The following is a 23416-nucleotide window of genomic DNA, read 5'->3' as shown; positions in this document are numbered from 1 at the left end:
AGGCACGCTCAGCTTGCGGAATCGCCGCAGAGCTCGTCGGCAAGCGTCTGCGCGGCGGCCAGTTCCAGCGTGCCTTCATAGATTGCACGGCCGGTGATCGCGCCCATGATGCCCTCGTCGGCGACCGCACACAGCGCGCGGATGTCATCCATGCTGGTGATCCCGCCCGAGGCGATCACCGGGATATGGATGGCACGCGCCAGCTCGACGGTCGAGTCCACGTTGACGCCGCTCATCATGCCGTCGCGGCCGATATCGGTGTACACGATCGCCTCGACGCCGTCCTGTTCGAAGCGCTGCGCCATGTCGATGACCGAATGGTTGGACAGCTTGGACCAGCCATCGATGGCCACCTTGCCGTCCTTCGCATCCAGCCCGACGATGATGTGCCCCGGAAACTCGACACACAGGTCGTTGACGAAATGCGGCGCACTCACCGCCTTGGTGCCGATGATGACGTACTGCACGCCGGCATCGAGATAGGCCTGCACCGTCTCCTCGTCGCGAATGCCACCGCCCACCTGGATCGGCAGGTCGGGGAATGCCTCCGCCACGGCGCGAATGGCCTGCGCGTTCACCGGCCGTCCCTCGAAGGCACCGTTGAGGTCGACCATGTGCAGACGTCTCGCGCCGGCAGCGACCCAACGCGCCGCGACCTCGATCGGGTCGTCACCGAACACGGTTTCATCCTCCATGCGCCCCTGACGCAACCGTACGCAGCGGCCATCCTTCAGGTCAATCGCGGGTATTATCAGCATATCTCAGGACTCTCCATTCCAGGCCACAAAATTGGCCAGCAGCTGCAGACCGGCGTGCTGACTCTTTTCCGGGTGAAACTGCACGGCAAAGACATTGTCGCACGCGAGCACGGATGCGAACTCCCTGCCATAGGGCGTCGTACCCGCGATGTGCGCCGGATTCGCCGGCACCGCGTAGTAACTGTGCACGAAATAGAAGCGGGAATCCGCGGGGATATCCTGCCACAGGGGATGTCTGCGCACCTGCAGCACCTGGTTCCAGCCCATGTGGGGAATCTTGAGTCGCTGCCCGGTTGCGGCATCCAGCGACTCGCTGCGGAAGCGCACCACGCTGCCGGGAATGAGGCCGAGACATGCAGTCCCATCGTTTTCCTCGCTGACGTCGAGCAGGGCCTGCAGGCCGAGGCACACGCCGAGCAAGGGCCGGCTGTCGGCAGCCTGTCTGATCACTGCGTCCAGACCGGTGCGCTGCAGTTCACTGATACAGTCACGGATCGCACCGACACCGGGAAACACGATGCGGTCGGCAGCCAGGATGGCGGCCGGCTCGCTGCTGACGATCACCCGCTCACGCCCGGCGACATGCTCGATCGCCTTGGCGATTGAGTGCAGGTTGCCCATGCCGTAATCGATTATTGCGATGGAGGACATAGCGTGGATGCCGGATACAGATCACCACCGTGCAGCAGGTCACGTGTGTGATCAAAGACTCCCTTTCGTTGACGGCAGGCGATCACCCATTGCCGGGTCGGCCTCCAGCGCCATGCGCAGCGCCCGGCCGAAGGCCTTGAAGACGGTCTCGGCGATGTGATGGGCATTGTCACCGCGCAGGCAATCGATGTGCAGGGTTACCAGGGCATGATTGGTGAAACCCTGGAAAAACTCATGCAACAGGTCGACATCGAAGTCACCGATACGCGCGCGCGGGAATTCCGCGTGATATTCGAGACCGGGACGTCCGGAGAAATCGATCACGACGCGCGAGAGTGCCTCGTCCAACGGAACGTAGGCATGGCCATAGCGGCGGATGCCGCGCTTGTCGGCCACGGCCTTGCATACGGCCTGGCCCAGCGTGATGCCGATATCCTCGACCGTATGGTGCGCATCGATGTGCAGATCACCGGTGGCCTTGATATCGAGATCGAGCAGCCCGTGACGTGCGACCTGGTCGAGCATGTGCTCGAGAAAAGGCACGCCGGTGGCGAATACACCGTTGCCGCTGCCGTCCAGGTTGACCGACACGCTGATCTGCGTTTCCAGTGTGTCGCGCTTGATGGCGGCCTGTCGCTGAGACATGGATGGCTTCCGTCTTGGGTCAGGGGTTGAGGAATATAGTAACAGCTTGCGCTTCGGCCATACCCGCATTTTTCCCTAAAAAAGCCAGGCTTTTCAAGACCCACCCACCCCGCCCGGCGCCGGCCTCACTTCCAGCCAGAAGGTAACCGGCCCGTCGTTGACCAGCGCAACCTGCATATCGGCCCCGAACCGGCCGCTGCCAACCGGCGCATGCTGCTCGCGGGCCTGCGCGACCATGTAGTCGTACAGGCACCGGCCCGCCTGCGGTTCGGCAGCCGGGGTAAAGCTCGGGCGCTGCCCGCTACGGGTATCGGCGGCCAGCGTGAACTGGGGTACCAGCAGCAGGCCGCCGCCGGCCTGCGTCAGGTCGAGATTCATCCTGCCGGCGGCATCGGGGAATACCCGGTAGCCGAGCAGCCGCTGCAGCAGGCGCTGCGCCTCGGCCTCGGTATCGCCGCGCTGCACGCCTACCAGCACGAGCAGACCGGGTCCGATCGCGGCGATTACGGCGCCGTCGACCGTGACGTCCGCCCGGCTCACGCGCTGCAACAGGCCGATCACCGGAAGCGGTGACCGAACTGGCCGGTCGCATTGACCAGTGCGTCCACGATCCCCGGCTCGGTGGCCGAATGGCCGGCATCCGGGATGACCTGCAGGCGCGCCTGCGGCCATGCCTCATGCAGTGCCCAGGCCTGCTCCAGCGGACAGACCACGTCGTAGCGCCCATGCACGATCACGCCGGGGATATCCCGCAGACGGTCGGCATGGCGCAGGATCTGGTCTGCCGCCAGAAAGCTGTTGTTCATGAAATAGTGGCACTCGATGCGCGCCAGACTGAGCGCCGTCGATGGATTGCCGAAGTGATCCACCACCGCCTGCCTCGGCAACAGCGTCGATGCACGCCCTTCCCAGAGCGACCAGGCCTTCGCGGCTGCCATCATCGCAATCTCGTCCGAACCGGTCAGCCGGCGATAATATGCCCCGACCATGTCGTGGCGCTCCTCCGCTGCGATCTGGTCGCGGTAGTCCTGCCAGTAGTCGGGCAGCACAAAGGAAGCGCCATCCTGGTAGAACCAGCTGATATCGCGCGGGCGGCACAGGAAAATTCCGCGCAGGATCAGGCCCAGCACGCGTTGTGGATGCGTTTGCGCATAGACCAGCCCGAGCGTCGAACCCCACGAGCCGCCGAATACCACCCAGCGCTCGATACCGAGCTGCTCACGCAGCGCCTCCATGTCCGCGACCAGTGCCTGGGTGGTGTTGCCCTCGAGGCTGGCATGCGGACGGGACCGGCCGCAGCCACGCTGGTCGAACAGCACGATGCGGTACACACGCGGATCAAAGAACTGCCGGTGATAGCGTTCGCAACCGGCACCCGGCCCGCCATGCACGAATACCACCGGCAGGCCCTGCGGGTTACCGCATTCCTCCGCATACAGGCGATGCCCGTCCGTGACGGGAATTTCGTGGGTACGGTAAGGCTCGATGGGCGGATAGAGTTCCAGCATGCTGACGTCCGTGAGGGCCACTCCTGCATGTTACCGCAACAGTCCCGTGCCGCAGCAGATAAAACAAGGGCGTGCATCGCACGCCCCTGGTTTGCTATGGCAGTCTGGCTGGTCCAGCCTGCCGTGCCGTCAATCGACTGCTGTCAGATGAACAGGCAGACGTCGGATTTCTGCGCGACGGGCAGGAAGGAGGTGGCGCCGACGTAGTCGGTGACCTCGGGGATGAAGTCACTGGAGTTGAAGCCGAAGACGTCGACGGTCATCTGGCAGGCGACCATTTTGACATCGGCTTCCAGACAGAGACTGCGCAGTTCCTCGACGCTGGCCACGCCCTTGTTCTTGAATGTCTTCTTCATGAGCCCGGTGGCCATTTTCTCGAAGCCGGGGACACCGGCCATGAGCAGGTTGGGCATCGGCCAGGAGAAGTTCTGGAACCACTTGGGACCGAAGGGCATCTTCATCGGCATGGCCGGATTGCCCAGCGGGCTGACCTCGGCGGTGATGTCCTTCTTCAGCAGCAGCAGGCCGTAGAAGGTGAAGAAGATGGTGACGTCCCAGCCCAGTGCGGCGGCGGTGGATGCCAGGATGAAGGGCGGATAGGCCCAGTCCAGCGTGCCCTTGGTGGCGATGATGGACATGGACGGGGTACGCGAGGCATCGATCTCTTCCAGTTTCTTCGGCAGCAGCTCGTCCAGCTTCTTGTCGAGCCACGCATCCAGCTGTGCGTTCCCTTGTACGTTCTCGGCGGTTGTTGACATGGATTGTTCTCCTCAAAGAGACACCCTCCGCAACATCTGGATGGATGTCGAGGAATGGATCGTGTCTTGCTGAACAGGTTCAGCGTTGTTCATTATCCAGACTCCCGCCACAACATCGCTGATGCAGTGCACAATTGCGGCAGGCGCATGGAACCTACTTATTATTTGGCGCGTAAAGTATAAGAATTTGCTCATAAACTGTCAATTTAGCACACCCGGCGACTAGCATTGTTCCCACGGCAGTCCATGGTAGCGCCAGCCGCCCGTGGTACTGCGGTGGTGGTGCTCGTCAAGTTCACCCTCGAAGCCCTCGCCCACGTTGTAGACCTCTGTGAACCCATTATCAATCAATAGCTTGCCAGCCTCCAGCGAGCGCTTGCCACTACGGCAGATCAGCAACACCGGCGCATCCCCGCCCGACTCGTGAATACCGATACCGCCGAGCATCACCTTGCGCACCTCGGTGACGAAATGCGGGTTGATCACCCAGTCCGGTTCGTCGATCCAGGGCACGTGTACGCTGCCCATCGGATGGCCGACAAACAGGTATTCCATGCTGGATCTGACGTCGATCAGCACGGCACGCGGCATTGTCTGTACCACATCCCATGCCTCCCGCGGCATGAGCGTCTTCACTTTGTGTTTCATGGCTCACTCCCCTATCGGTCGCGTGCAGGGCTGCATCATTCTCTGGCGTTTGGATATCCCAGGCAATGACTTATCGGCCGCAGTGATGCATGCAGGACTGGTGTTTGCGCGGAATTGCATGAAATCATCTTGAGCACGCCGACAGGAGTTATCGTACTCCGCCTCGTCATGGGATTCAGAAAAAACCGGCACAATGAGATTGTATTTCCCACATTTAAAAATATTAACATTGAATTTATTATATCATTTTACACTTTAATAATTTTATATTGATGGTAATTTGGATTATTTTAACCATTAATCTGTTATTAGTGGGTTAATAGTTATGGATAATCGATGCGAACCGGCCTTATAAAACTATTTCTTTATAGTTGCGCCTTCCTGCCCCTGCCCCTGCTGCATACCCTGGGCGCGGGTACAGGTTGGCTGCTGACGCTGGTCCCGAACCGGTTGCGCGCCATCACCCGAATCAACCTGGAGCGCTGCTTTCCGGAACTGGCCGCACCTGGCGGCGACGCCTGCTTTGCGGCGCAGCCTGTTGCGAATCCGGGGAAGACCCTGCTGGAAACCGGCGCCCTGTGGTTACGCCCGGCCCAGCAGATACTGGACCTGGTGCACGAGGGTCGAGGGACTGGACGTCGTCGCGCAGGCTAGGCAAGGAGCGCGGACTCATCCACCGGCCACGCCGCACCTCGGCGCATGGGAGGCGGCCGGCCTCTATTGCGCTGCACGGGTTCGACCATCACCTGCCTGTACCGGCCATTGCGGATCGCCGGCCTGGAGCACCTGAGGCAGACAGGGCGCGCAGTCGCGCCGGCGGCCATTACGTGCAAGCGAACGCGCGGCCTGCACGCGCTGTTTCCGGACCCTGGAGGAGGGCGGCACGGTGGCCATGCTGCCAGCCAGGAACCCAAGGCCGGCACCGGCGTGTTTGCGCCCTTCTTCGGCACTCCCGGCATTCAGCATGGTGTTCCTCTCGCGGCTGACCGCGAAGCAGGGAACGCCGATCGTGTTCGTCTGGTGCGAACGCGAGCCCGCGGACGCGGCTACCGGCTGCGCTGGCTTAGCCGCCGGAACAGACGTATGCAAGAACTGGAAGATTCGGTTGCCATCAATCTGGCCGTGAACGCACATATCCGCGAATGTCCCAGCCAGTACCGGTGGGACCTGGCAGTTTCGCACCGCCCTGCGGGCGAGCCGCCCTTCTACCAGCCGGCAGCCTGAATCAGCCGCCCCCGTGCGCGCACCGCACCCGCAGGCGGTCGACGTCACCGCCCGGTTCCATTCGGCGCTGCACCCGCTTGAGAAAGACCATCTCCTTCGCCGCCTGCATATCGCCCCCGCTGTCGCGCGACTTCGATCCCACGCCGGTATGCATTCGCCGCGCGCGCCAGGTCGTCCCTGGAACGTGAGCGCCTTGCCATAGGCCTTCCAGGCCGCCGAATAATCCGGGTCCATGCGCACCGCCTCGCACAGGTGCGCAACCGCTGCGCGCCACCTCCGCCGCGATCGAAATACTGGGTGCCGAGGGTATAACGCAACAAGGCGGTGTCCCGGCCAGCGGCCAGCATGGTTTGCGATCATGTCCGGCATCTGCGTGGCCTCGCTCAGCGGCGCCAAGTCGGGACTGAATAGAATGATCGGGTAAAGATCTCAGGTCGTCGAGCATCATGGCGGACAGGGCCCACTTCCGCCGTATCGTTCACCGCGATATAGTTTGCGCCGACACTGCCCAGACCGGGACCGAGGTTGTTCATACAGGCGGCGACGGCGGAGAACGCCGTAATCTGGTCGAGGCCGGTGGCCATGACAAACAGCATGATAATGACGAAGCTACCGACATAGGCGGCAAAAGCCCCACGGCACTGATCACCCGATCCAGCACATCGGCTTCCCGCCGACCTTCACCGGAATCTGTGCATTGGGATGAATCAGTCGCATCATTTCTCGGTGACCCTGCTTGAGCAGCAGCAGGAAGCGGATCACCTTCATCCCGCCACCCGTAGAGCCGGTACAGCCGCCGATGAAACTCACGAACAGCAGCAGCACCGGCAGGAATCCCGGCCAGACGAAATAATCCACGGTCGTGAAACCGGTGGTGGTACCTATGGAGACCGCCTGGAACAGCCCCGCATGCAGTGCGTCGTCGAAAAATATGAAGGTATCCGTGTAGTAGAGATAGCCGACGGTAACGGCGGTCACCAGCCCCAGCACGCTCAGGTAAGCGCGCAGCTCGCTGTCCTGCAGATATGGCCACAGGCTGAGCCGGCGCCAGGCAACAAAATGCAGCGCGAAGTTCATGCCCGCAAGCAGCATGAAAACAACAGCCACCAGCTCGACGGCGGAACTCTGGAAGTAGCCGATGCTCTGGTCATGGGTCGAGAACCCGCCGATGGCAATGGTCGAGAAGCTGTGCGCCAGGGCATCGAAACCGCTCATTCCAGCCAGCCAGTAGCAGGCGGCGCAGACAATGGTCAGCGTAAGATAGATATACCAGAGCGCCTTGGCGGTCTCGGTAATCCGCGGTGTCAGCTTGGTATCCTTGAGCGGGCCCGGCGTCTCGGCCCGGTACAGCTGCATGCCACCGACACCCAGCATGGGCATGATGGCAACGGCAAGCACGATGATACCCATGCCACCCAGCCACTGCAGCTGCTGACGGTAATACAGGATCGACTTCGGCAATTCATCCAGGCCGGTAATGACAGTGGCACCCGTCGTGGTCAGGCCGGAGAAGGATTCGAAGACCGCGTCGGCGAGCGACATCTCCGGCCGCGATGAATACAACAGCGGCAGGGCGCCGGCCAGCCCCAGCACGATCCAGAACAGCACCACGATCAGGAAGCCGTCCCTGACCCGCAGGTCCTGCCTGAAGTTGCGCACCGGCAGCCACATCACCCCACCGAGCAGCAGTACGGCGCCGGTGGAAGCCAGAAATATCTGCATCTGTCCGTCGCTGTACAGCCATGAGACCAGCGCGGGCGGAAGCAGGGTAAAGCTGAACAGCATCAGCAGCAGGCCAAGCAACCGTTGAATGGCGAGCAGATGCATGGCTCAGGCGTATCGGCCCGGAACAGCAGCCTGTAGGGATGTGGCTGTCCGCATCTCAGAAAAACGTGACGCCCACCTGGAACAGCCGCTCGACCTGCTGAATGCATTTCTTGTCGGACAGGAACAGTATGACGTGATCATCCGTCTCGATCACCGTATCGTGATGGGCGATGATCACTTCCTCGCCGCGCACGATGGCGCCGATACTGGTTCCCGGCGGCAGCTTGATCTCGTCTATCGTCCTGCCCACGACCTTGGAATTGTCGCGGTTGCCGTGGGCCACGGCCTCGATCGCCTCCGCGGCACCGCGCCGCAGCGAATGCACCATGACCACGTCCCCGCGCCTGACATGCGTCAGCAGGCTGCCGATGGTCGCCTGCTGGGGTGAAATCGCGACATCGATCGCATCGCTCTGCACCAGGTTCACGTATGACGCACGATTTATCAATGACATCACCTTGCGCGCACCCAGCCGCTTGGCAAGCATGGCAGAGAGGATATTGGCCTCTTCGTCGTTGGTGAGCGCGCAGAAGACGTCTGTGTTCTCGATGTTTTCATCGAGCAGCAGCTCCTGGTCGGCGGCATCACCGAGCAGCACGATGGACTTGTCGAGCGTCTCCGACAACAGCTTCGCGCGCGTGGTATTGTGTTCGATGATCCTGACGTGATAGGTGTTCTCGATTGCGGCCGCGAGGCGCATGCCGATATTGCCGCCGCCCGCCACGATCACGCGCTTGATCGGCTTATCCATCTTGCGCAACTCGCTCATGACGGCGCGGATGTGCTTGCGCGCGGCCACGAAGAAGACTTCGTCATCCATCTCTATGATGGTGTTGCCTTCCGGCGTTATTGCCTTGCCCTTGCGGAAAATGGCGGCGACGCGCGCATCGATACCCGGCATGTGCTCCTTGAGTGCACGCAGCTCGTGACCCACCAGCGGACCGCCATAGTATGCGCGTACCGCAACCAGCTGCACTCTGCCACCCGCGAAATCCAGCACCTGCAGTGCACCGGGATATTCAATCAGGCGTTCGATGTAATCGGTAACAAGCTGCTCCGGACTGATGATGACATCGACCGGCAGCGCCTCCTGCGCGAACAGACGCGGATGCCGGAGATACTCCACCGAGCGCACACGCGCAATCTTGGTCGGGGTGCGGAACAATGTATAGGCAACCTGGCAGGCGACCATATTGGTTTCGTCATTGCGCGTCACCGCGATGATCATATCCGCGTCATCCGCGCCTGCCTGCATGAGCACGTCCGGGTGCGAGGCATGGCCGACGACGGTGCGCAGATCGAGCCTGTCCTGCAGATCCTGCAGGACGCTAGCGTTATCGTCGATGACGGTAATGTCATTCGCCTCACTGGCGAGATTCCCGGCCACCGAGGATCCCACCTGTCCGGCACCCAGAATGATGATCTTCATCCTGGCATACCAGCAAGACCTGCCGGGGTGTACACGGACATGCCTAGTCGCCGCCCTTCTTGTGGTCGATACCGAGCGAACGCAGCTTCCTGTAGAGATGGGTGCGCTCCATGCCCACCCGCTTGGCCAGCTTCCCGATACTGCCGCCGACGGCCTGCAACTGGTGCATGAGGTAGTTGTACTCGAACTGCTCGCGCGCCTCGCGCAACGGCAGGTCATATGGCAGCTCCGGACCCGCGGCTGTCGTCGGCTGCTGGGCACTGATCGCGCGCTCCACCTCGGCAAGCTCGATCTCGTCACCGCTGCCGAGTATCAGCAGGCGCTGGACCAGATTTTTCAGCTCCCTGATGTTGCCCGGCCAGTCGTAGCTGCGCAGGCGATTCTGTGCCGCCACGCTGAAATGGCGGTATGACAGCCGTTCATGGGTGACCATATAGTCGATGTAGAAATTCAGCAGGTCGTGGACATCATCCTCATGTTCGCGCAGCGGGGGAATATGCAATGGCAATACATTGAGGTGATAGAACAGGTCCTCGCGGAAGCGCGCCGCGGCAACCTCATCCTCGAGCTTGCGATGCGTCGTCGCAATAATGCGCAGGTCGACTTCGACGTCCTCGCTGCCCCCGATACGCTTGAAGGTGTGCGTCTGCAGGACGCTGAGCAGGCGCGCCTGCGTCTGCAGATCCATGTCGGCAATATCGCCGATACACAGGGTGCCACCATTAGCCTGTTCCAGGCGTCCGTAGTGCACCGTTTCGTCATCCTCGTGTCCGAACAGTTCCGCCGCGGAGTTCTCCTCCGAGATGGACCCAACCGCGATCTCGACGAAGGGGCCGTCACGGCGCGGGCTCTGATCGTGTATGTAGCGCGCGAATGTCGCCTTGCCGGCACCGGCCTCGCCGCTGATCAGGACCCAGCTGTTATGCTGGGCAATCTTGCGCGCCTGCTCGCGCAGCTGATTCATGACCGCCGACTTGCCCGCCGGCTCCACCACCGGCTGCACGTGGCCACGCAGGTCGATATTCTCCCGCTGCAGCCGCTCGCTCTCAAATGCGCGCTCGATGGTAAGCAGCAGCTTGGCCAGCGAAATGGGCTTCTCGATGAAGTCGTAGGCACCGAGGCGGGTCGCCTCCACAGCGGTCTCGACGGTGCCATGCCCGGACATCATCACCACCGGGCACGGCAGGTCTCCGCTTTCCGACCATTCACGCAACAGCGTGATGCCGTCAACATCCTCCATCCAGATATCGAGCAGTATCAGGTCCGGGCGCCGCGCCCGCCGCGCCCTGCGAGCCGCCTCGCCGTTCTCCGCGGTGGTCACCGAATAACCCTCGTCCTCGAGGATGTCCTGAACCAGGTTGCGGATGTCCGGCTCATCGTCGACGACGAGGATGTGACGACTGGTCATAGGCGTGCTTCCAAATTATCGGTTTGGCGACCACAGCTGCGGCCCCCCCGGAAAACGGGGCGATTATAACTTACTCTCACCGGCAGGCACCTCTTCCCCATGCCTGTCTGCCGCCTCCGCCGAGAGCATGAGGCGAATGACAACCTGCGCCCCGCCACCAGCCGCGTTCTCGGCGCTGATCGTACCGGCGTGCTCCTCGACGATCTTCTTCACAATCGCCAGGCCCAGGCCGCTGCCTTTGGGCTTGGTCGAGATATAGGGCTCGAACAGATTGTCCAGGATACCGGGGGCGAAACCCGGCCCGTTGTCGGCAATGGCAAGCACGAGCTGACGCATCCCGCCCCGGATCTCGTTGCGCGTAACCACATGTATTTGACCGTCCGCGGTGTCGCGAACGGCCTCCAGCGCATTCTTCAGCAGGTTGTGCAGCAGCTGGCGCATGCGTCCGGCATCGCCGTCGATACGCGAGTCCTGCGCATCCAGCTGCACGTCCAGGCGCACATTCAGGTCACTACCGCGATAAAGGTCCAGCACCTCCTGCATGAGCTGATGCACGTCAAGCGGTTCGAGGCTGAGCTGCGGAGCACGTGCATAATCACTGAACGCGTTGACCATCTTTTTCATCGCTTCCACCTGATTGACGATGGTGCGTGTCGCACGGTCCAGTATCTCAGCATCGTCTGGCGGCATCTTGTCGAGATAGCGGTGGCGCAGGCGTTCGGCCGACAGCTGGATGGGTGTTAGCGGGTTCTTGATCTCGTGCGCCAGCCGCCGCGCCACCTCGCCCCAGGCGGCATCGCGCTGTGCCTGTATGATGGCCGTGACATCATCGAAGACGATCACCATTCCGCCGCCACGCCGACCCGAGGTGCGCAAGGCAGCACCGCGGCACATCAGCATCTGACGTCCCTGCTTGCCGACCAGGGTGATCTCCTCCTGCCAGGCCTGACTGCCGCTGTTGCGATGCTGGTTGATCGCGTCGACGAACGGTGCGATAGCGCCGTGCTCGCTGGCGATCTCAGACAGATCGCGCCCCAGATAGTCTTTCAGCTCGACACCCAGACACTGGGTGGCCGCGCGGTTCACCGCCCGCACGACCGAATCACGGCCCAGGCTGATCACGCCCGAGGACAAATTGGCGAGCACCGCCTCCAGATAGGCCCGCTGCCCCTCGATCTGGCGCTGGCTGCGACTCGCCTCGTCGCGGGATTTCGCCAGACGGCGGGTCATGTCATTGAACGATCTGACCAGGAAGCCGAGTTCGTCCTCGCTCGCGACGGACAGGCGCCTGCTGTAGTCACCCTCGGCGACGGCATGGGTGGCCTCGGCCAGATCCCGCACCGGCGCCACCAGCCGGCGCGCTGAATGGAACGCCGCCCAGATCGCCGCCAGCAGGCTGAGCAGCAGCACGATGGAGAGCGTGAGCGAATAGCTGAACTTGAGCGGCGTACGCAGGTAGGCCAACTCCCGGTAGTGCGTGAAGGACGCCTGGACGCTGTCTGCGAGGCTGCTGAATCGATCCGATACTTCGTAGAGCGCCTGCAATGTATACACCTCGCCGTCCGCCCGTGCGGACAGAACCGGCACCAACGCGCGCGCAAACAGCCCGCCCGCACCAACCGGATCGAGTCCGACATAGTGGCGCCTGTTCCTGAGCAGCAGCAGCACCTCTTCCGGCGGCTGATCGGGGATGATCTTGGACAGCTCCGCACTGCTGGAGGCAACGATACGCCCGTCATTGCCAAGCAGCGTGAGTTCGGCTGCTCCGCTTCTGACCCTGAGATCGTACAGTGTCAGCGACAGCGTTGCGGGCTGCGCATCCGCCAACTCGTCTGCCATGCGCACGGTCAGCTGCAATACGTCACGCAGCCGCACATCCAGGGCTGCACGGCTGAGTTCGAGCGCGTCGTTCAACCCCTGCTCGATGCGGACATCGAACCAGCTATCGATGCCGCGCTGCAGGAACTGCAGGGAAAAGTAATAAACTACCGATACCGGGACCACCGACAGCACGGCGAACATGATAACCAGCCTGCTCGTCATCTTCGCGCCCGCAACATTCATGCGCAGCTGGCGGATGAGCTGGAAGATGTTGACGATGACGAGGACGCCCAGTATCAGCAGACCGACCGCGTTGACCACCAGCAGAACGGAATACAGCTCACCGAAGCGCTGCGAGTTGTGGGTAGCGTCGCTCATCAGCGAGAGCGACACGAGCAGGAGCGTAAACAGCCCCAGCATGGGCAACATGCCGAAGCCGATGCGTCTTACCGGGCCAACGGCCATGTGTACCAGTCACCCTGCATGTCCCAGTCGGAAGAGACATAGGCGAGCAGGCGAACGGGGGTGGGAAGGGATTCGATATCGAGACTGCCGCGCAGGCGCACTTCGTAACCGCCGTTAGTGTCCAGCGGTTTGCTGTAGAGCTGCAGTCTGTCAATCGTACCGGCCGCCTGCAATGCATCTTCCAAACGACTGAAATTGCCCTGCCTGCCGGTATTCATGTCCCGGACCAGGAAGCTGCGACTGAGTGCGTGATACTCGAGCCGCCTGACCCGGACATGCTCGACCACAACCGAGTCCCAGAGCCAGACATGCTTTCTTACTAGCTGCACCTGCAGCTCGAACGTGAGCGGAACACCGTTTTCCAGCGCCTCCCGGGGCCCGCGGTTGAGGCCGATCAGCACCTGGGCATCAAGCAACAGCTCTGCGCCGCTGAGCCAGGCATGTGCATCGGTGATGCGGAACTCGCCCGCATCCTCGGCCGCGAGGGGTGCAGTCAAGTTCAGCGCAGCCAGCAGGAAGACGCCGAGCAGCGACCAGAGCGCCGGCCGGCGCGGCGGCGTACCGGAGACGATCCGATTCAGGTGCGCTTGTGCAGACATGCGAAATAAAATCCGTCCATCCCGTCTTCGCCAGGCAGCACCTGCCTGCCGGATTCACAGCCGTGCCCCCAGTCCGCGAGGATCGGGAGTTCCGTGGCATCTCCGTGATGCATGAGGAAGTTGCCAACCTGCGCGACGTTCTCCGTCGCCAGCACCGAGCACGTGCAATACAACAGCATACCCCCTGGTGCCAGCAAGGGCCACACGGCATCGAGAATGGCCGCCTGCTGCCCGGCCAGTCGCTCGATATCATCCGGTCGGCGCAGCAACTTGATATCCGGATGACGCCGGATAACGCCCGTTGCAGAACATGGCGCATCCAGCAGGATGCGCTCGAATGCCTGTCCATCCCACCATGACGCCGGCGCCCCGGCATCGCCGCAACGCAATTCCGCACGCTGACCCAGCCGATCGAGATTCTCCGCGACCCGGGCTAGACGGTCGGCGTCGACGTCCACGGCCGTCACCCGTGCCGCGGGTTCCAGCTCGAGGATGTGGGCCGTCTTGCCGCCTGGTGCCGCACAGGCATCCAGCACCCGTTGGCCCGGCGCCAGGTGCAACAGGCCGGCAGCCAGTTGTGCGGCACCGTCCTGCACCGAGACCGCGCCTTGCCCGAATCCGGGCAACGACTCTACCGGCACCGCGGCGTTGAGACGGATACCGTGGGTCGTCCACGCGAGCGGGGCAGCCGGCATGGCACGTTCCTCGAGCAGCTCGAGATACTCCGCGCGCGTCATGCGGCGACTGTTGACGCGCAGGCACAGCGGTGGCCGCTCATTGTTGGCCTGCAGGATATCCTGCCAGTGGTCCGGCCAGTCGGCCTGGAGACGACCGATCAGCCAGTCTGGATGTGCATAACGCGCCGCGGGATCGCCGGCAATAACCGCATTGAGCCGCACATGCTCACGCTGGTAACCGCGCAGCACGGCATTGACCAGCGCCCGGGCCCATTCCTTGTCGAGACTGCGCACCGCCTGCACGGACTCATGCACCGCCACGCGTTGCGGCACGGCAAGCTGTTCCAGCTGGTACAGCCCTACCAGCAGCAGACAATGTACATCGAGGTCGCGCGACCTGAGTGGCTTCTTGAGCAGCCGTCCGAGCAGCGCATCGAGCCTGAAATACCAGCGCGCCGTTCCATACACCAGCTCAGCGAGCAGCGCGGCATCCCGGCCATCGGTACAGGCGGACTGCAACGGGGACAGGATATCGGCCAGCGAGCGGCCGCGACCGACGACCTGCGCCAGCGCGCGGGCGGCCGCTGCACGCACATCCTGTTTCATGGATCAGTCCGTCCCAAGGCGGGTACCGGCAACGGCGTGCGCATTGACGAAATCGGCCGCACGAACGGGGCGCGCCCCGGGCAGTTGCACCGTCAGCAGACGCAACAGACCACTGCCGCAGGCCACATCGATACCTTCCCGGGTCGCCGACACGACGGAACCCGGCGCGGCGTCCGACGTACCGGCCTGTGCCTGCGCCTCCCAGATCCTCAGTTGCCGGCCGCCCCAGCGCGTCTCGGCGACCGGCCAGGCATTAAAGGCTCGCACCTTGCGCGCCAGCATTTCGGCGCTCTCGCTCCAGTCGATGCGCGCCTCCGCCTTCTCCAACTTGCGCGCATAGGTTGCACGTGCTGCGTCCTGCGGCTGGGGTAGGAGACCGCCCTGTGCCAGCGCGTCCAGGTTGTCCGCGAGCAGCCGGCCGCCCATCTGCGCCAATCGGTCATGCAGCCGGCTGGCCGTGTCGTCCGACTGGATCCCGCAGCGCGCACAGGCAAGGACCGGCCCGGTATCCAGACCGCTTTCCATCTGCATCAGGCAGACACCCGTCTCGGTATCGCCCGCCAGGATCGCACGCTGGATCGGCGCCGCACCGCGCCAGCGCGGTAGCAGCGAGGCGTGGATATTGATACAGCCCAGGGTCGGAATGGAGAGTATTGCCGGCGGCAGCAACAACCCGTAGGCAACCACGACCAGTAGTGCCGGTTGCCACGCTGCCAGCGCCGCACCCGCATCGGGCGCGCGCAGGGTCGCAGGCTGGCACACGGGCAGGCTATGGGTTAGCGCCAGCTGCTTGACCGGGCTGGCGGTGGTGTGACGGCCCCGGCCGGCAGGGCGATCGGGCTGGGTATACACCGCCACCACTTGATGGGCGCTGTCCAGCAGCGCCTGCAGCGCGGGAACGGCAAACTCAGGAGTGCCGGCAAATACAACCCTCATCGCACGTACCTGCGCACCGGCGCCTGGGAATCCCGTCGGGACAGATACACCGGATCGCTGCCGGGAGGTTCGGGTTAGAGTTCCTGGGTGACACGCTTGGCGTTGCCCGCACCCGGCTGCTCGGGCTGGCCGGCCTGACGCTGCTCCTTTTCCAGCTTCCTGCGAATTCGCGTGCGCTTCAACTGGGACAGGTAATCGACGAACAGCTTGCCATCCAGATGATCGATCTCATGCTGGATGCAAACGGCGAGCAGTCCCTCCGCAGACAGTTCGAAGGGTTCGCCGTCTCGCCCCAGCGCCCTGATTCTGACGCGATCGGCGCGCTGCACGAGTTCGTAGACACCGGGCACGGACAGGCAGCCCTCCTCCATTTCCTCGATCCCGTCCCGATCCACTATCTCCGGGTTGACCAGATATAAAGGCTGGTTCTTATCTTCCGATATATCGATGACGACGATCCGCCTGGCGACGTTTACCTGTGTGGCGGCAAGCCCGATACCGGGTGCCGCGTACATGGTCTCGAGCATGTCATCGAGCAGTTGCCGAACAGCGTCATCGACCTGTGCAACCGGCTGCGCTACCGTGCGCAGGCGAGGATCCGGAAAGTGCAGAATAGTGAGAATGGCCATGTGATTGTCGTCACGAATCAGGAAATTTGTATCTAATATACTCTACCACAAAAGGCAACGTCGCTGTGTCCATCGAACGACAAAACGTTTTGTTTTACGTGGAATTTCCGCTAAACTCGCGGCATTCCTGCCGCCGCCCGTCATCAGTGTAGCCAGGCACTGGGATACTGGAACCGAATCGCCAAGTAACTCGACGCAAAGGGATGCCTATGTCAACCAAGAAACTGCTCGCAATGGTACTCGCCGCCTTGTTGACCACGGGCACTTTGATCGCTGCGGACGTGGTGCTTAATCCCGATCACCCGGATCAGTACGTGGTCGTCAGGGGTGACACGCTGTGGGACATCTCGGCCCGATTCCTGCGCGACCCCTGGTTGTGGCCGGAGGTCTGGTATGTCAATCCGCAGGTCGCCAATCCCCACCTGATCTATCCCGGCGACATCCTCAACCTGGTATATGTGGACGGCCGGCCGCAGATCCAAGCGACCCGCGGTCGGGACGTGAAGCTATCACCGCAGATCCGCACCGAGAGCCTGGAAAATGCCATTCCGACAATCCCGCTGGATGCCATCAAGCAGTTTCTCACCCGCGTGATCGTCGTCGACAAGGACGAGATGGAAAACAGCCCGTACGTGGTCCAGTCCGCGGACGAACACGTCATCTCCGGCGCCGGAGACCGGATCTACGTGCGCGGCATCGAAAGCCGCGACTACACCCTGTTCGACGTCTACAAGCCCGGCGGCCCCTATATCGACCCCGACACCGGCGAGATTCTCGGCTACGAGGCACTCTATGCCGGTAGCGGTCCGGTGCAGAGCTTCGGTGACCCGACGACCGTCAAGCTGACGGAAACCACCCGCGAGGTGCGCGTGGGAGACCGCCTGCGGCCGGCCGATCGTTCCGATCCGGTGGTCCACTTCCAGCCACACGCCGTACCGGCCGGCACCGAGGGCCACATCATCTCGGTGATCGACGGCGTCACGGAAATAGGCCAGTTCAACGTCGTCGCGTTGGACCTGGGCACCCGGGAAGGTATGGAAATCGGCCATGTACTGCGGGTGTTCCAGCAGGGCGACGTGATCGAAGATCCTGTCAGCAGCAAGTACGGCAAGACGGTCAGACTGCCGGATGAGGAAGCCGGCGTGGTCATGATCTTCCGCACCTTCGACAAGGTCAGTCTCGGACTGATCATGTCCGCGACCCGCGCCATTCACGTCAACGACTTTGTCCGCACCCCCTGATCCGGGGTAGGCAGGCTCATCCCTGTGCGATCGCACAGGGATGACAGGGTGGCCGCGGATTCCCAGTTATACTGGGATACCATGCCCGCGCACCCTCAGGCACCCGACACCAGCCAACTCACCGACTGGCTCACCCTCTATCATGCGCCGCACCTGGGTGCGGTCAGCTTCCGGCAACTACTCGCGCGATTCGGCACAGCGGCTGCCGTCCGCGCCGCAGAGCCGGACGCACTCCGTCATCTGGGATTGTCGCAACACACCCTCGACGCGCTCAACCAGCCCGACCGGAGTGCGATTGAACGCGACCTCGACTGGGCGCAACAGGCAGGCAACCGGATCATCACCTGCCACGACCCGCTCTGGCCGCCGCTGCTGGAACAGCTGCCGGATGCGCCGCCGCTGCTGTACGTGCACGGTGATGCCGGGCTGCTGCGGGAACCGCAGCTGGCTATGGTGGGCAGCCGGAATCCAACGCCGGTCGGTCAGCGTACCGCGCGCGATTTCGCCCGCTATCTGGGTGCCACCGGCCTGGTGATCACCAGCGGGCTGGCACTCGGCATAGACGCCGCCAGCCATCAGGGCGCGCTGGATGCGGGCGCGGCCACCATTGCCGTCATGGGCACCGGCCTCGACCGGGTCTATCCCGCCCGGCACCGCGCACTGGCACATGCCATCGCGCAACAGGGCGCCTTGATAGCGGAATTCCCGATCGGCACCCCGCCGCTGGCAGAAAATTTCCCGCGCCGCAATCGCATCATCAGCGGACTCAGTCTGGGCACGCTGGTGGTCGAGGCCGCACTGCGTTCGGGCTCCCTTATCAGCGCGCGCCACGCCGTCGAGCAGGGCCGCGAGGTCTTTGCCATCCCGGGCTCGATACACAACACGCTCTCACGCGGCTGCCATGCCCTGATTCGCCAGGGTGCCAAACTCGTCGAAACCGCGCAGGACATCATCGACGAGCTGGGCCCGCTTGCCGGCGCCGGCATGGCCCTCTCCCAGGCTATCCCGGAGGCGGCCGAACCGCCCGCACATCTTGCCGACGAGTATCTGCAACTTCTTGAAATCATGGGATTTAACAGCAACACCATCGACCACCTCGTCACGGAGAGCGGATTGACGCCGGCCGAAGTTTCCTCCATGCTCCTGCAACTCGAACTGAACGGCCACATCGCCGCCAGCCCGGGCGGAATATACAACCGATTGAGATAAAAGGTTTTTTGATGAAAGAAAACGTCTTCGACGTCCTCATGTATCTGTTCGAGAACTATTATATGGATGACGACAGTCCGCTGGCACCGGACCGCGAGAGCGTCGAGCAGGAACTCAGCAGGGCCGGCTTCCCGACCCGGGAAATCGATCAGGCCTTCAGCTGGATGGAAGGCCTCACCCGCGATCCCGTGGCGGCAGCCCCGCAGACCGGGCGCTCGATGCGGCTGTTCTCCGCCCGTGAAATGGAACACCTCGATACGGAATGCCGCGGCTTCATCCTGTTTCTGGAACAGATGGGCGTGCTAAATCCGGCAACCCGCGAGCTGGCCATCGACCGCGCGATGGCGCTGGAAAGCGGGGATCTCGATCTCGACCAGATCAAGTGGGTGGTCATGATGGTGCTGTTCAACCAGCCGGGCGAGGAAGCGGCCTATGCCTGGGTGGAAGATCTGGTGTTCGACAATTCCGCCCGCAGCCTGCACTGACAGCGCGCGCACCCCAAGATGCCGGCCGCACGGCCCACTCGCATACGACAGCAATGAGCAAGAATCTCGTCATTGTCGAATCACCCGCGAAGTGCAAGACAATCAAGAAATACCTCGGCAAGGACTACGACGTGATGGCCTCCTACGGCCATGTGCGCGACCTCGTCCCCAAGGAAGGCGCCGTCGACACCGAGCATGACTTCGCCATGAAGTACCAGCTGATCGAGCGCAATGCCAAGCACGTCGACAGCATCGTCAAGGCCATGAAGAAATCCGATGCCCTCTATCTCGCGACCGACCCCGATCGCGAGGGCGAGGCCATCTCCTGGCACCTGTGCGAGCTGCTGCGGCAGCGCAAGGCGCTCAAGGACAAGTCCGTGCACCGCGTGGTGTTCAACGAAATCACCAAGCGCGCGGTCAACGAGGCGCTGGAGCATGCCCGCGACCTGTCCACCGAGCTGATCAATGCACAACAGGCGCGCCGCGCCCTCGATTACCTGGTCGGTTTCAATCTCTCGCCACTGCTGTGGAAGAAGGTGCGCCGCGGCCTGTCGGCAGGACGGGTACAGAGTCCGGCGCTGCGCATGATCGTCGAGCGCGAAATCGAGATCGAGAATTTCAAGCCGCGCGAATACTGGACGCTGGAAGGCGACCTCAATCGCGACGGGCAGGATTTCGTGGCACGGCTGACCCATCTGCACGGTGAAAAACTCAAACAGTTCAGCATCAGCGACAGCGGTTCCGCCACCCTGGCGCGGACCGCGTTGCTTGCCGCCGCCGGTGGCAGGCTTGTTGTCGAGGAGGTCGAGAAGAAACAGCGCAAGCGCAACCCCGCCGCGCCGTTCACCACCTCCACGCTGCAGCAGGAGGCATCGCGCAAACTCGGCTTCACCGCGAGCCGCACCATGCGCGTCGCGCAGCAACTCTACGAAGGCATGGACATCGGGGGCGATACCATCGGCCTGATCACCTACATGCGCACCGACTCGGTCAACCTCGCCCAGGAAGCACTCGACGAACTGCGCGCCTTCATACCCGAACGCTATGGCAAGGCAGCGCTGCCGCAGGAGGCACGTGTCTACAAGACCAAGGCGAAAAACGCCCAGGAGGCACACGAGGCGATCCGACCCACGTCCATACGCAACACACCGGACGAGATTCGACAGTACCTGAGCGCGGAGCAGCTCAAGCTCTATGAACTGATCTGGAAACGGACCGTCGCCTGCCAGATGATCCATGCCACGATCAACACGGTCAGCGTGGATTTCGGCTGCGGCGAGGGCAACCGCTTCCGCGCCACCGGGTCGGTCGTGGTCGACCCGGGATTCATGACCGTCTACCAGGAAGGCGAGGATGACAAGAAATCCGACGGCGAGGAGAAGCTGCTGCCGCCGCTCGAACGGGGTGACAGCTGCGAACTGAAGGACATCCGCGCCGATCAGCATTTCACCGAACCGCCGCCACGCTATTCGGAAGCGAGCCTGGTCAAGGCACTGGAGGAATACGGCATCGGCCGGCCGTCGACCTATGCCACCATCATCTCGACGCTGCAGGCACGCGAATACGTAACCCTGGAAAACAAGCGTTTCTACCCGACCGACGTCGGCCGTGTCGTGAGCAAGTTCCTGACCGAGCATTTCACCCAGTACGTCGACTACGACTTCACCGCCCGCCTCGAGGACGAACTGGATGCGGTCGCGCGGGGCGAGAAGGACTGGGTGCCGGTGATGCAGGAATTCTGGAAACCGTTCAAGCACCTGGTGGATGACAAGGAAACCAGCGTGTCGCGCAGCGACGTCACCACCGAGGCCACGGACGAAACCTGCCCGAAATGCGGCAAGCCGCTCAATATCCGGCTCGGTCGGCGCGGACGCTTCATCGGCTGCAGCGGCTATCCCGAGTGCGACTACACGCGCAACGTCGACGACGAGCGCGGCAGCAGCGAACCCGAAAAGGTGGAAGGGCGCACCTGCCCGGAGTGCGGTTCCGATCTCATCATCCGCAGTGGACGCTACGGCAAGTTCATCGGCTGCAGCAGCTACCCCAGCTGCAAGTACATCGAACCGCTGGAGAAGCCGGCCGACACCGGGGTACAGTGTCCGCAGTGCAAACAGGGCAACCTGCTCAAACGCAAATCCAGGCGCGGCAAGATCTTCTATTCCTGCTCCCGCTATCCGGAATGCGACTACGCGATCTGGAACGAGCCGCTGGCACTGCCCTGCCCGACGTGCAGTTGGCCGATTACCACCGTCAAGACCACCAAGCGTTCCGGTACCCAGCGGGTCTGCCCCCAGCAGGATTGCAAATTCTCCGAACCGTGGGATGAGTCCGCGGCCGAGGCGGAACAGTCCTGAGCACCCCGGCTGCAGGCATGAGTTGGCACATACGGGAGGCAGCACGGAAACTGCAGGCCGGTGGTGTCATTGCCTATCCCACCGAGACGGTATACGGCCTCGGCTGCGATCCCTTCAATGCCGCCGCCGTGCTGCACCTGCTCGCACTGAAGCAACGCGGCATCCGTCACGGGGTCATCCTCATCGCAGCCGCCGTCGAGCAGCTGGAACCCCTGCTGACGCCGCTCACGCCCGCCGTACGCCGGCGCCTCGCGAGCCCCGCTAGCCCGCCGGTCACGTGGGTGCTGCCCTGCATGCCAGACACACCGTCCTGGCTCACCGGGAACCACGCCAGCCTGGCGCTGCGGGTGACCAACCATCCGGTCGCCGCCGCGCTCTGTACCCGCTGGGGCGGCCCGTTGGTATCCACCAGCGCCAACCTGCACGGCAGGCCACCGGCAACCACTGCTTTGGACGTGCGCAGGGCGTTTGACGGGCAGCTGGATTACATCCTGCATGGCAACGACACCGCCAGCAACACGCCAAGCAGCGTGCGTGACGGCATCACCGGCAATATACTCAGGCACTGAACCGGCTAACAGCACGACGACCATGACCGCAACCGCCATCGGCCAACAGCACATCGAGCAGGTGCGTGACTACCTGCTCGGTCTGCAGGACACCATCTGCAAGGCGTTCGAGCAGAGCGACGGCCGCGCCACCTTCATCGAGGACTCCTGGGAACGCGCCGAAGGCGGTGGCGGACGCTCGCGCGTCATGGAGGGCGGCGCCGTCTTCGAAAAGGCCGGCATCAACTTCTCGCACGTGCACGGTGCGGCCCTACCGCCTTCGGCAACGGCGAGCCGCCCGGAACTGGCGGGACGCAGCTTCCAGGCCATGGGCGTGTCTCTGGTCATCCATCCGCACAATCCCTACGTACCCACCTCCCATGCCAACGTCCGCTTCTTCGTGGCGGAAAAGGCGGGTGCCGAGCCGGTGTGGTGGTTCGGCGGTGGCTTCGACCTAACCCCCTACTACGGCTTCGTCGAGGACGTGCAGCACTGGCACCGCCTCGCCCAGGAAGCCTGCACTCCCTTCGGCGCAGAGGTTTATCCGCGCTACAAGCAATGGTGCGACGACTACTTCTATCTCAAACACCGCGCCGAACCGCGCGGTGTCGGCGGCCTGTTCTTCGACGATCTGAACGACAAGGGCTTCGAATACTCCTGCGCTCTGATGATGAGCATCGGCAACCACTACCTGCCGGCCTATCTGCCGATCGTCGAGCGGCGCAAGGACATCGACTACGGCAGCCGCGAAAAGGATTTCCAGCGTTATCGGCGCGGCCGTTACGTAGAATTCAACCTCGTCTACGATCGCGGCACCCTGTTCGGTCTCCAGTCCGGCGGCCGTACCGAGGCCATTCTGATGTCGCTGCCACCAGAGGTCAACTGGCGTTACAACTGGCACCCGGAACCGGGCACGCCGGAAGCGGAACTCTACGAGGTCTTCCTCAAACCACGCGACTGGCTGGCAGACTAACGGCGGTTGCCCGACGC

Annotated in this window: 22 protein-coding genes and 2 pseudogenes; 8 read left to right on the top strand and 16 right to left on the bottom strand. The window is 62.8% G+C overall.

Annotation, left to right across the window (positions count from 1 at the left end):
- Window positions 1-8: 8 nt before the first annotated feature.
- The 7 genes from hisA to R3F42_04305 form a co-directional block, all read right to left on the bottom strand.
- Complete coding sequence (gene hisA / locus R3F42_04335; GenBank protein MEZ5541252.1) at window positions 9-758, bottom strand: 1-(5-phosphoribosyl)-5-[(5-phosphoribosylamino)methylideneamino]imidazole-4-carboxamide isomerase; 750 nt, start codon at window positions 756-758, stop codon at window positions 9-11.
- 3 nt (window positions 759-761) lie between these two features.
- A complete protein-coding gene (gene hisH / locus R3F42_04330; protein MEZ5541251.1) occupies window positions 762-1409 on the bottom strand; it encodes an imidazole glycerol phosphate synthase subunit HisH in 648 nt (215 codons plus the stop codon).
- A 51-nt stretch (window positions 1410-1460) separates the two neighbouring features.
- Window positions 1461-2054 carry an imidazoleglycerol-phosphate dehydratase HisB gene (gene hisB / locus R3F42_04325; GenBank protein ID MEZ5541250.1) on the bottom strand — a complete coding sequence of 198 codons (594 nt, stop codon included), beginning with the start codon at window positions 2052-2054 and terminating at the stop codon, window positions 1461-1463.
- A gap of 93 nt (window positions 2055-2147) precedes the next feature.
- Window positions 2148-2615, bottom strand: a complete 468-nt coding sequence (dtd, locus tag R3F42_04320) for a D-aminoacyl-tRNA deacylase (protein ID MEZ5541249.1) — start codon at window positions 2613-2615, stop codon at window positions 2148-2150.
- Entirely contained in the window at window positions 2612-3562 is a 951-nt protein-coding gene (gene pip, locus R3F42_04315) for a prolyl aminopeptidase (GenBank protein ID MEZ5541248.1), read from the bottom strand. The genes dtd and pip overlap by 4 nt, the downstream gene beginning before the upstream one ends.
- Window positions 3563-3705: 143 nt before the next feature.
- Window positions 3706-4320 (bottom strand): DsrE/DsrF/DrsH-like family protein, encoded by a 615-nt coding sequence (locus R3F42_04310; protein MEZ5541247.1) that lies wholly within the window; start codon window positions 4318-4320, stop codon window positions 3706-3708.
- A 222-nt stretch (window positions 4321-4542) separates the two neighbouring features.
- Window positions 4543-4968, bottom strand: coding sequence for a rhodanese-like domain-containing protein (locus tag R3F42_04305; protein ID MEZ5541246.1), 426 nt, complete (start codon window positions 4966-4968; stop codon window positions 4543-4545).
- A 336-nt stretch (window positions 4969-5304) separates the two neighbouring features.
- Here R3F42_04305 and R3F42_04300 point away from each other — a divergent pair, with 336 nt between their 5' ends.
- Both R3F42_04300 and R3F42_04295 read left to right on the top strand, forming a co-directional pair.
- The gene (locus R3F42_04300; protein ID MEZ5541245.1) at window positions 5305-5622 is read left to right on the top strand and encodes a hypothetical protein; all 318 of its coding nucleotides are present in this window, start codon (window positions 5305-5307) and stop codon (window positions 5620-5622) included.
- Between the two features lie 429 nt (window positions 5623-6051).
- On the top strand, window positions 6052-6192 hold the full coding sequence (locus tag R3F42_04295) for a hypothetical protein (protein ID MEZ5541244.1): 141 nt from the start codon (window positions 6052-6054) through the stop codon (window positions 6190-6192).
- Between the two features lies 1 nt (window position 6193).
- Here the strand turns inward: R3F42_04295 and R3F42_04290 are convergent.
- The 9 genes and pseudogenes from R3F42_04290 to def form a co-directional block, all read right to left on the bottom strand.
- A pseudogene (locus R3F42_04290) lies at window positions 6194-6539 on the bottom strand (hypothetical protein).
- Between the two features lie 117 nt (window positions 6540-6656).
- A pseudogene (locus R3F42_04285) lies at window positions 6657-8019 on the bottom strand (TrkH family potassium uptake protein).
- 55 nt (window positions 8020-8074) lie between these two features.
- A complete protein-coding gene (trkA, locus tag R3F42_04280; GenBank protein ID MEZ5541243.1) occupies window positions 8075-9448 on the bottom strand; it encodes a Trk system potassium transporter TrkA in 1374 nt (457 codons plus the stop codon).
- A 43-nt stretch (window positions 9449-9491) separates the two neighbouring features.
- Window positions 9492-10856 (bottom strand): sigma-54 dependent transcriptional regulator, encoded by a 1365-nt coding sequence (locus R3F42_04275; GenBank protein MEZ5541242.1) that lies wholly within the window; start codon window positions 10854-10856, stop codon window positions 9492-9494.
- Window positions 10857-10919: 63 nt separating this feature from the next.
- Window positions 10920-13142 (bottom strand): ATP-binding protein, encoded by a 2223-nt coding sequence (locus R3F42_04270; protein ID MEZ5541241.1) that lies wholly within the window; start codon window positions 13140-13142, stop codon window positions 10920-10922.
- The gene (locus R3F42_04265; GenBank protein ID MEZ5541240.1) at window positions 13124-13741 is read right to left on the bottom strand and encodes a DUF4390 domain-containing protein; all 618 of its coding nucleotides are present in this window, start codon (window positions 13739-13741) and stop codon (window positions 13124-13126) included. The genes R3F42_04270 and R3F42_04265 overlap by 19 nt, the downstream gene beginning before the upstream one ends.
- Window positions 13720-15024, bottom strand: coding sequence for a 16S rRNA (cytosine(967)-C(5))-methyltransferase RsmB (gene rsmB, locus R3F42_04260; protein MEZ5541239.1), 1305 nt, complete (start codon window positions 15022-15024; stop codon window positions 13720-13722). The genes R3F42_04265 and rsmB overlap by 22 nt, the downstream gene beginning before the upstream one ends.
- 3 nt (window positions 15025-15027) lie before the next feature.
- Entirely contained in the window at window positions 15028-15960 is a 933-nt protein-coding gene (gene fmt / locus R3F42_04255; GenBank protein MEZ5541238.1) for a methionyl-tRNA formyltransferase, read from the bottom strand.
- Between the two features lie 74 nt (window positions 15961-16034).
- Entirely contained in the window at window positions 16035-16589 is a 555-nt protein-coding gene (gene def, locus R3F42_04250; GenBank protein MEZ5541237.1) for a peptide deformylase, read from the bottom strand.
- Window positions 16590-16798: 209 nt separating this feature from the next.
- Here def and R3F42_04245 point away from each other — a divergent pair, with 209 nt between their 5' ends.
- The 6 genes from R3F42_04245 to hemF all read left to right on the top strand — a co-directional run bounded on the left by R3F42_04245 (window position 16799) and on the right by hemF (window position 23399).
- The gene (locus tag R3F42_04245; protein ID MEZ5541236.1) at window positions 16799-17830 is read left to right on the top strand and encodes a LysM peptidoglycan-binding domain-containing protein; all 1032 of its coding nucleotides are present in this window, start codon (window positions 16799-16801) and stop codon (window positions 17828-17830) included.
- Between the two features lie 81 nt (window positions 17831-17911).
- On the top strand, window positions 17912-19039 hold the full coding sequence (gene dprA / locus R3F42_04240; protein MEZ5541235.1) for a DNA-processing protein DprA: 1128 nt from the start codon (window positions 17912-17914) through the stop codon (window positions 19037-19039).
- Window positions 19040-19050: 11 nt separating this feature from the next.
- The gene (locus R3F42_04235; GenBank protein MEZ5541234.1) at window positions 19051-19524 is read left to right on the top strand and encodes a DUF494 domain-containing protein; all 474 of its coding nucleotides are present in this window, start codon (window positions 19051-19053) and stop codon (window positions 19522-19524) included.
- 53 nt (window positions 19525-19577) lie between these two features.
- A complete protein-coding gene (gene topA / locus R3F42_04230; GenBank protein MEZ5541233.1) occupies window positions 19578-21878 on the top strand; it encodes a type I DNA topoisomerase in 2301 nt (766 codons plus the stop codon).
- A gap of 17 nt (window positions 21879-21895) precedes the next feature.
- The gene (locus R3F42_04225; GenBank protein ID MEZ5541232.1) at window positions 21896-22447 is read left to right on the top strand and encodes an L-threonylcarbamoyladenylate synthase; all 552 of its coding nucleotides are present in this window, start codon (window positions 21896-21898) and stop codon (window positions 22445-22447) included.
- A gap of 22 nt (window positions 22448-22469) precedes the next feature.
- Window positions 22470-23399, top strand: coding sequence for an oxygen-dependent coproporphyrinogen oxidase (gene hemF, locus R3F42_04220; protein ID MEZ5541231.1), 930 nt, complete (start codon window positions 22470-22472; stop codon window positions 23397-23399).
- Window positions 23400-23416 lie beyond the last annotated feature (17 nt).

This window comes from Pseudomonadota bacterium (assembly GCA_041395565.1).
Classification (GTDB): domain Bacteria; phylum Pseudomonadota; class Gammaproteobacteria; order UBA9214; family UBA9214; genus UBA9214.
The sequence above is the reverse complement of the archived record's forward strand: the minus strand, read 5'-3'. Positions and strand labels throughout refer to the sequence as shown.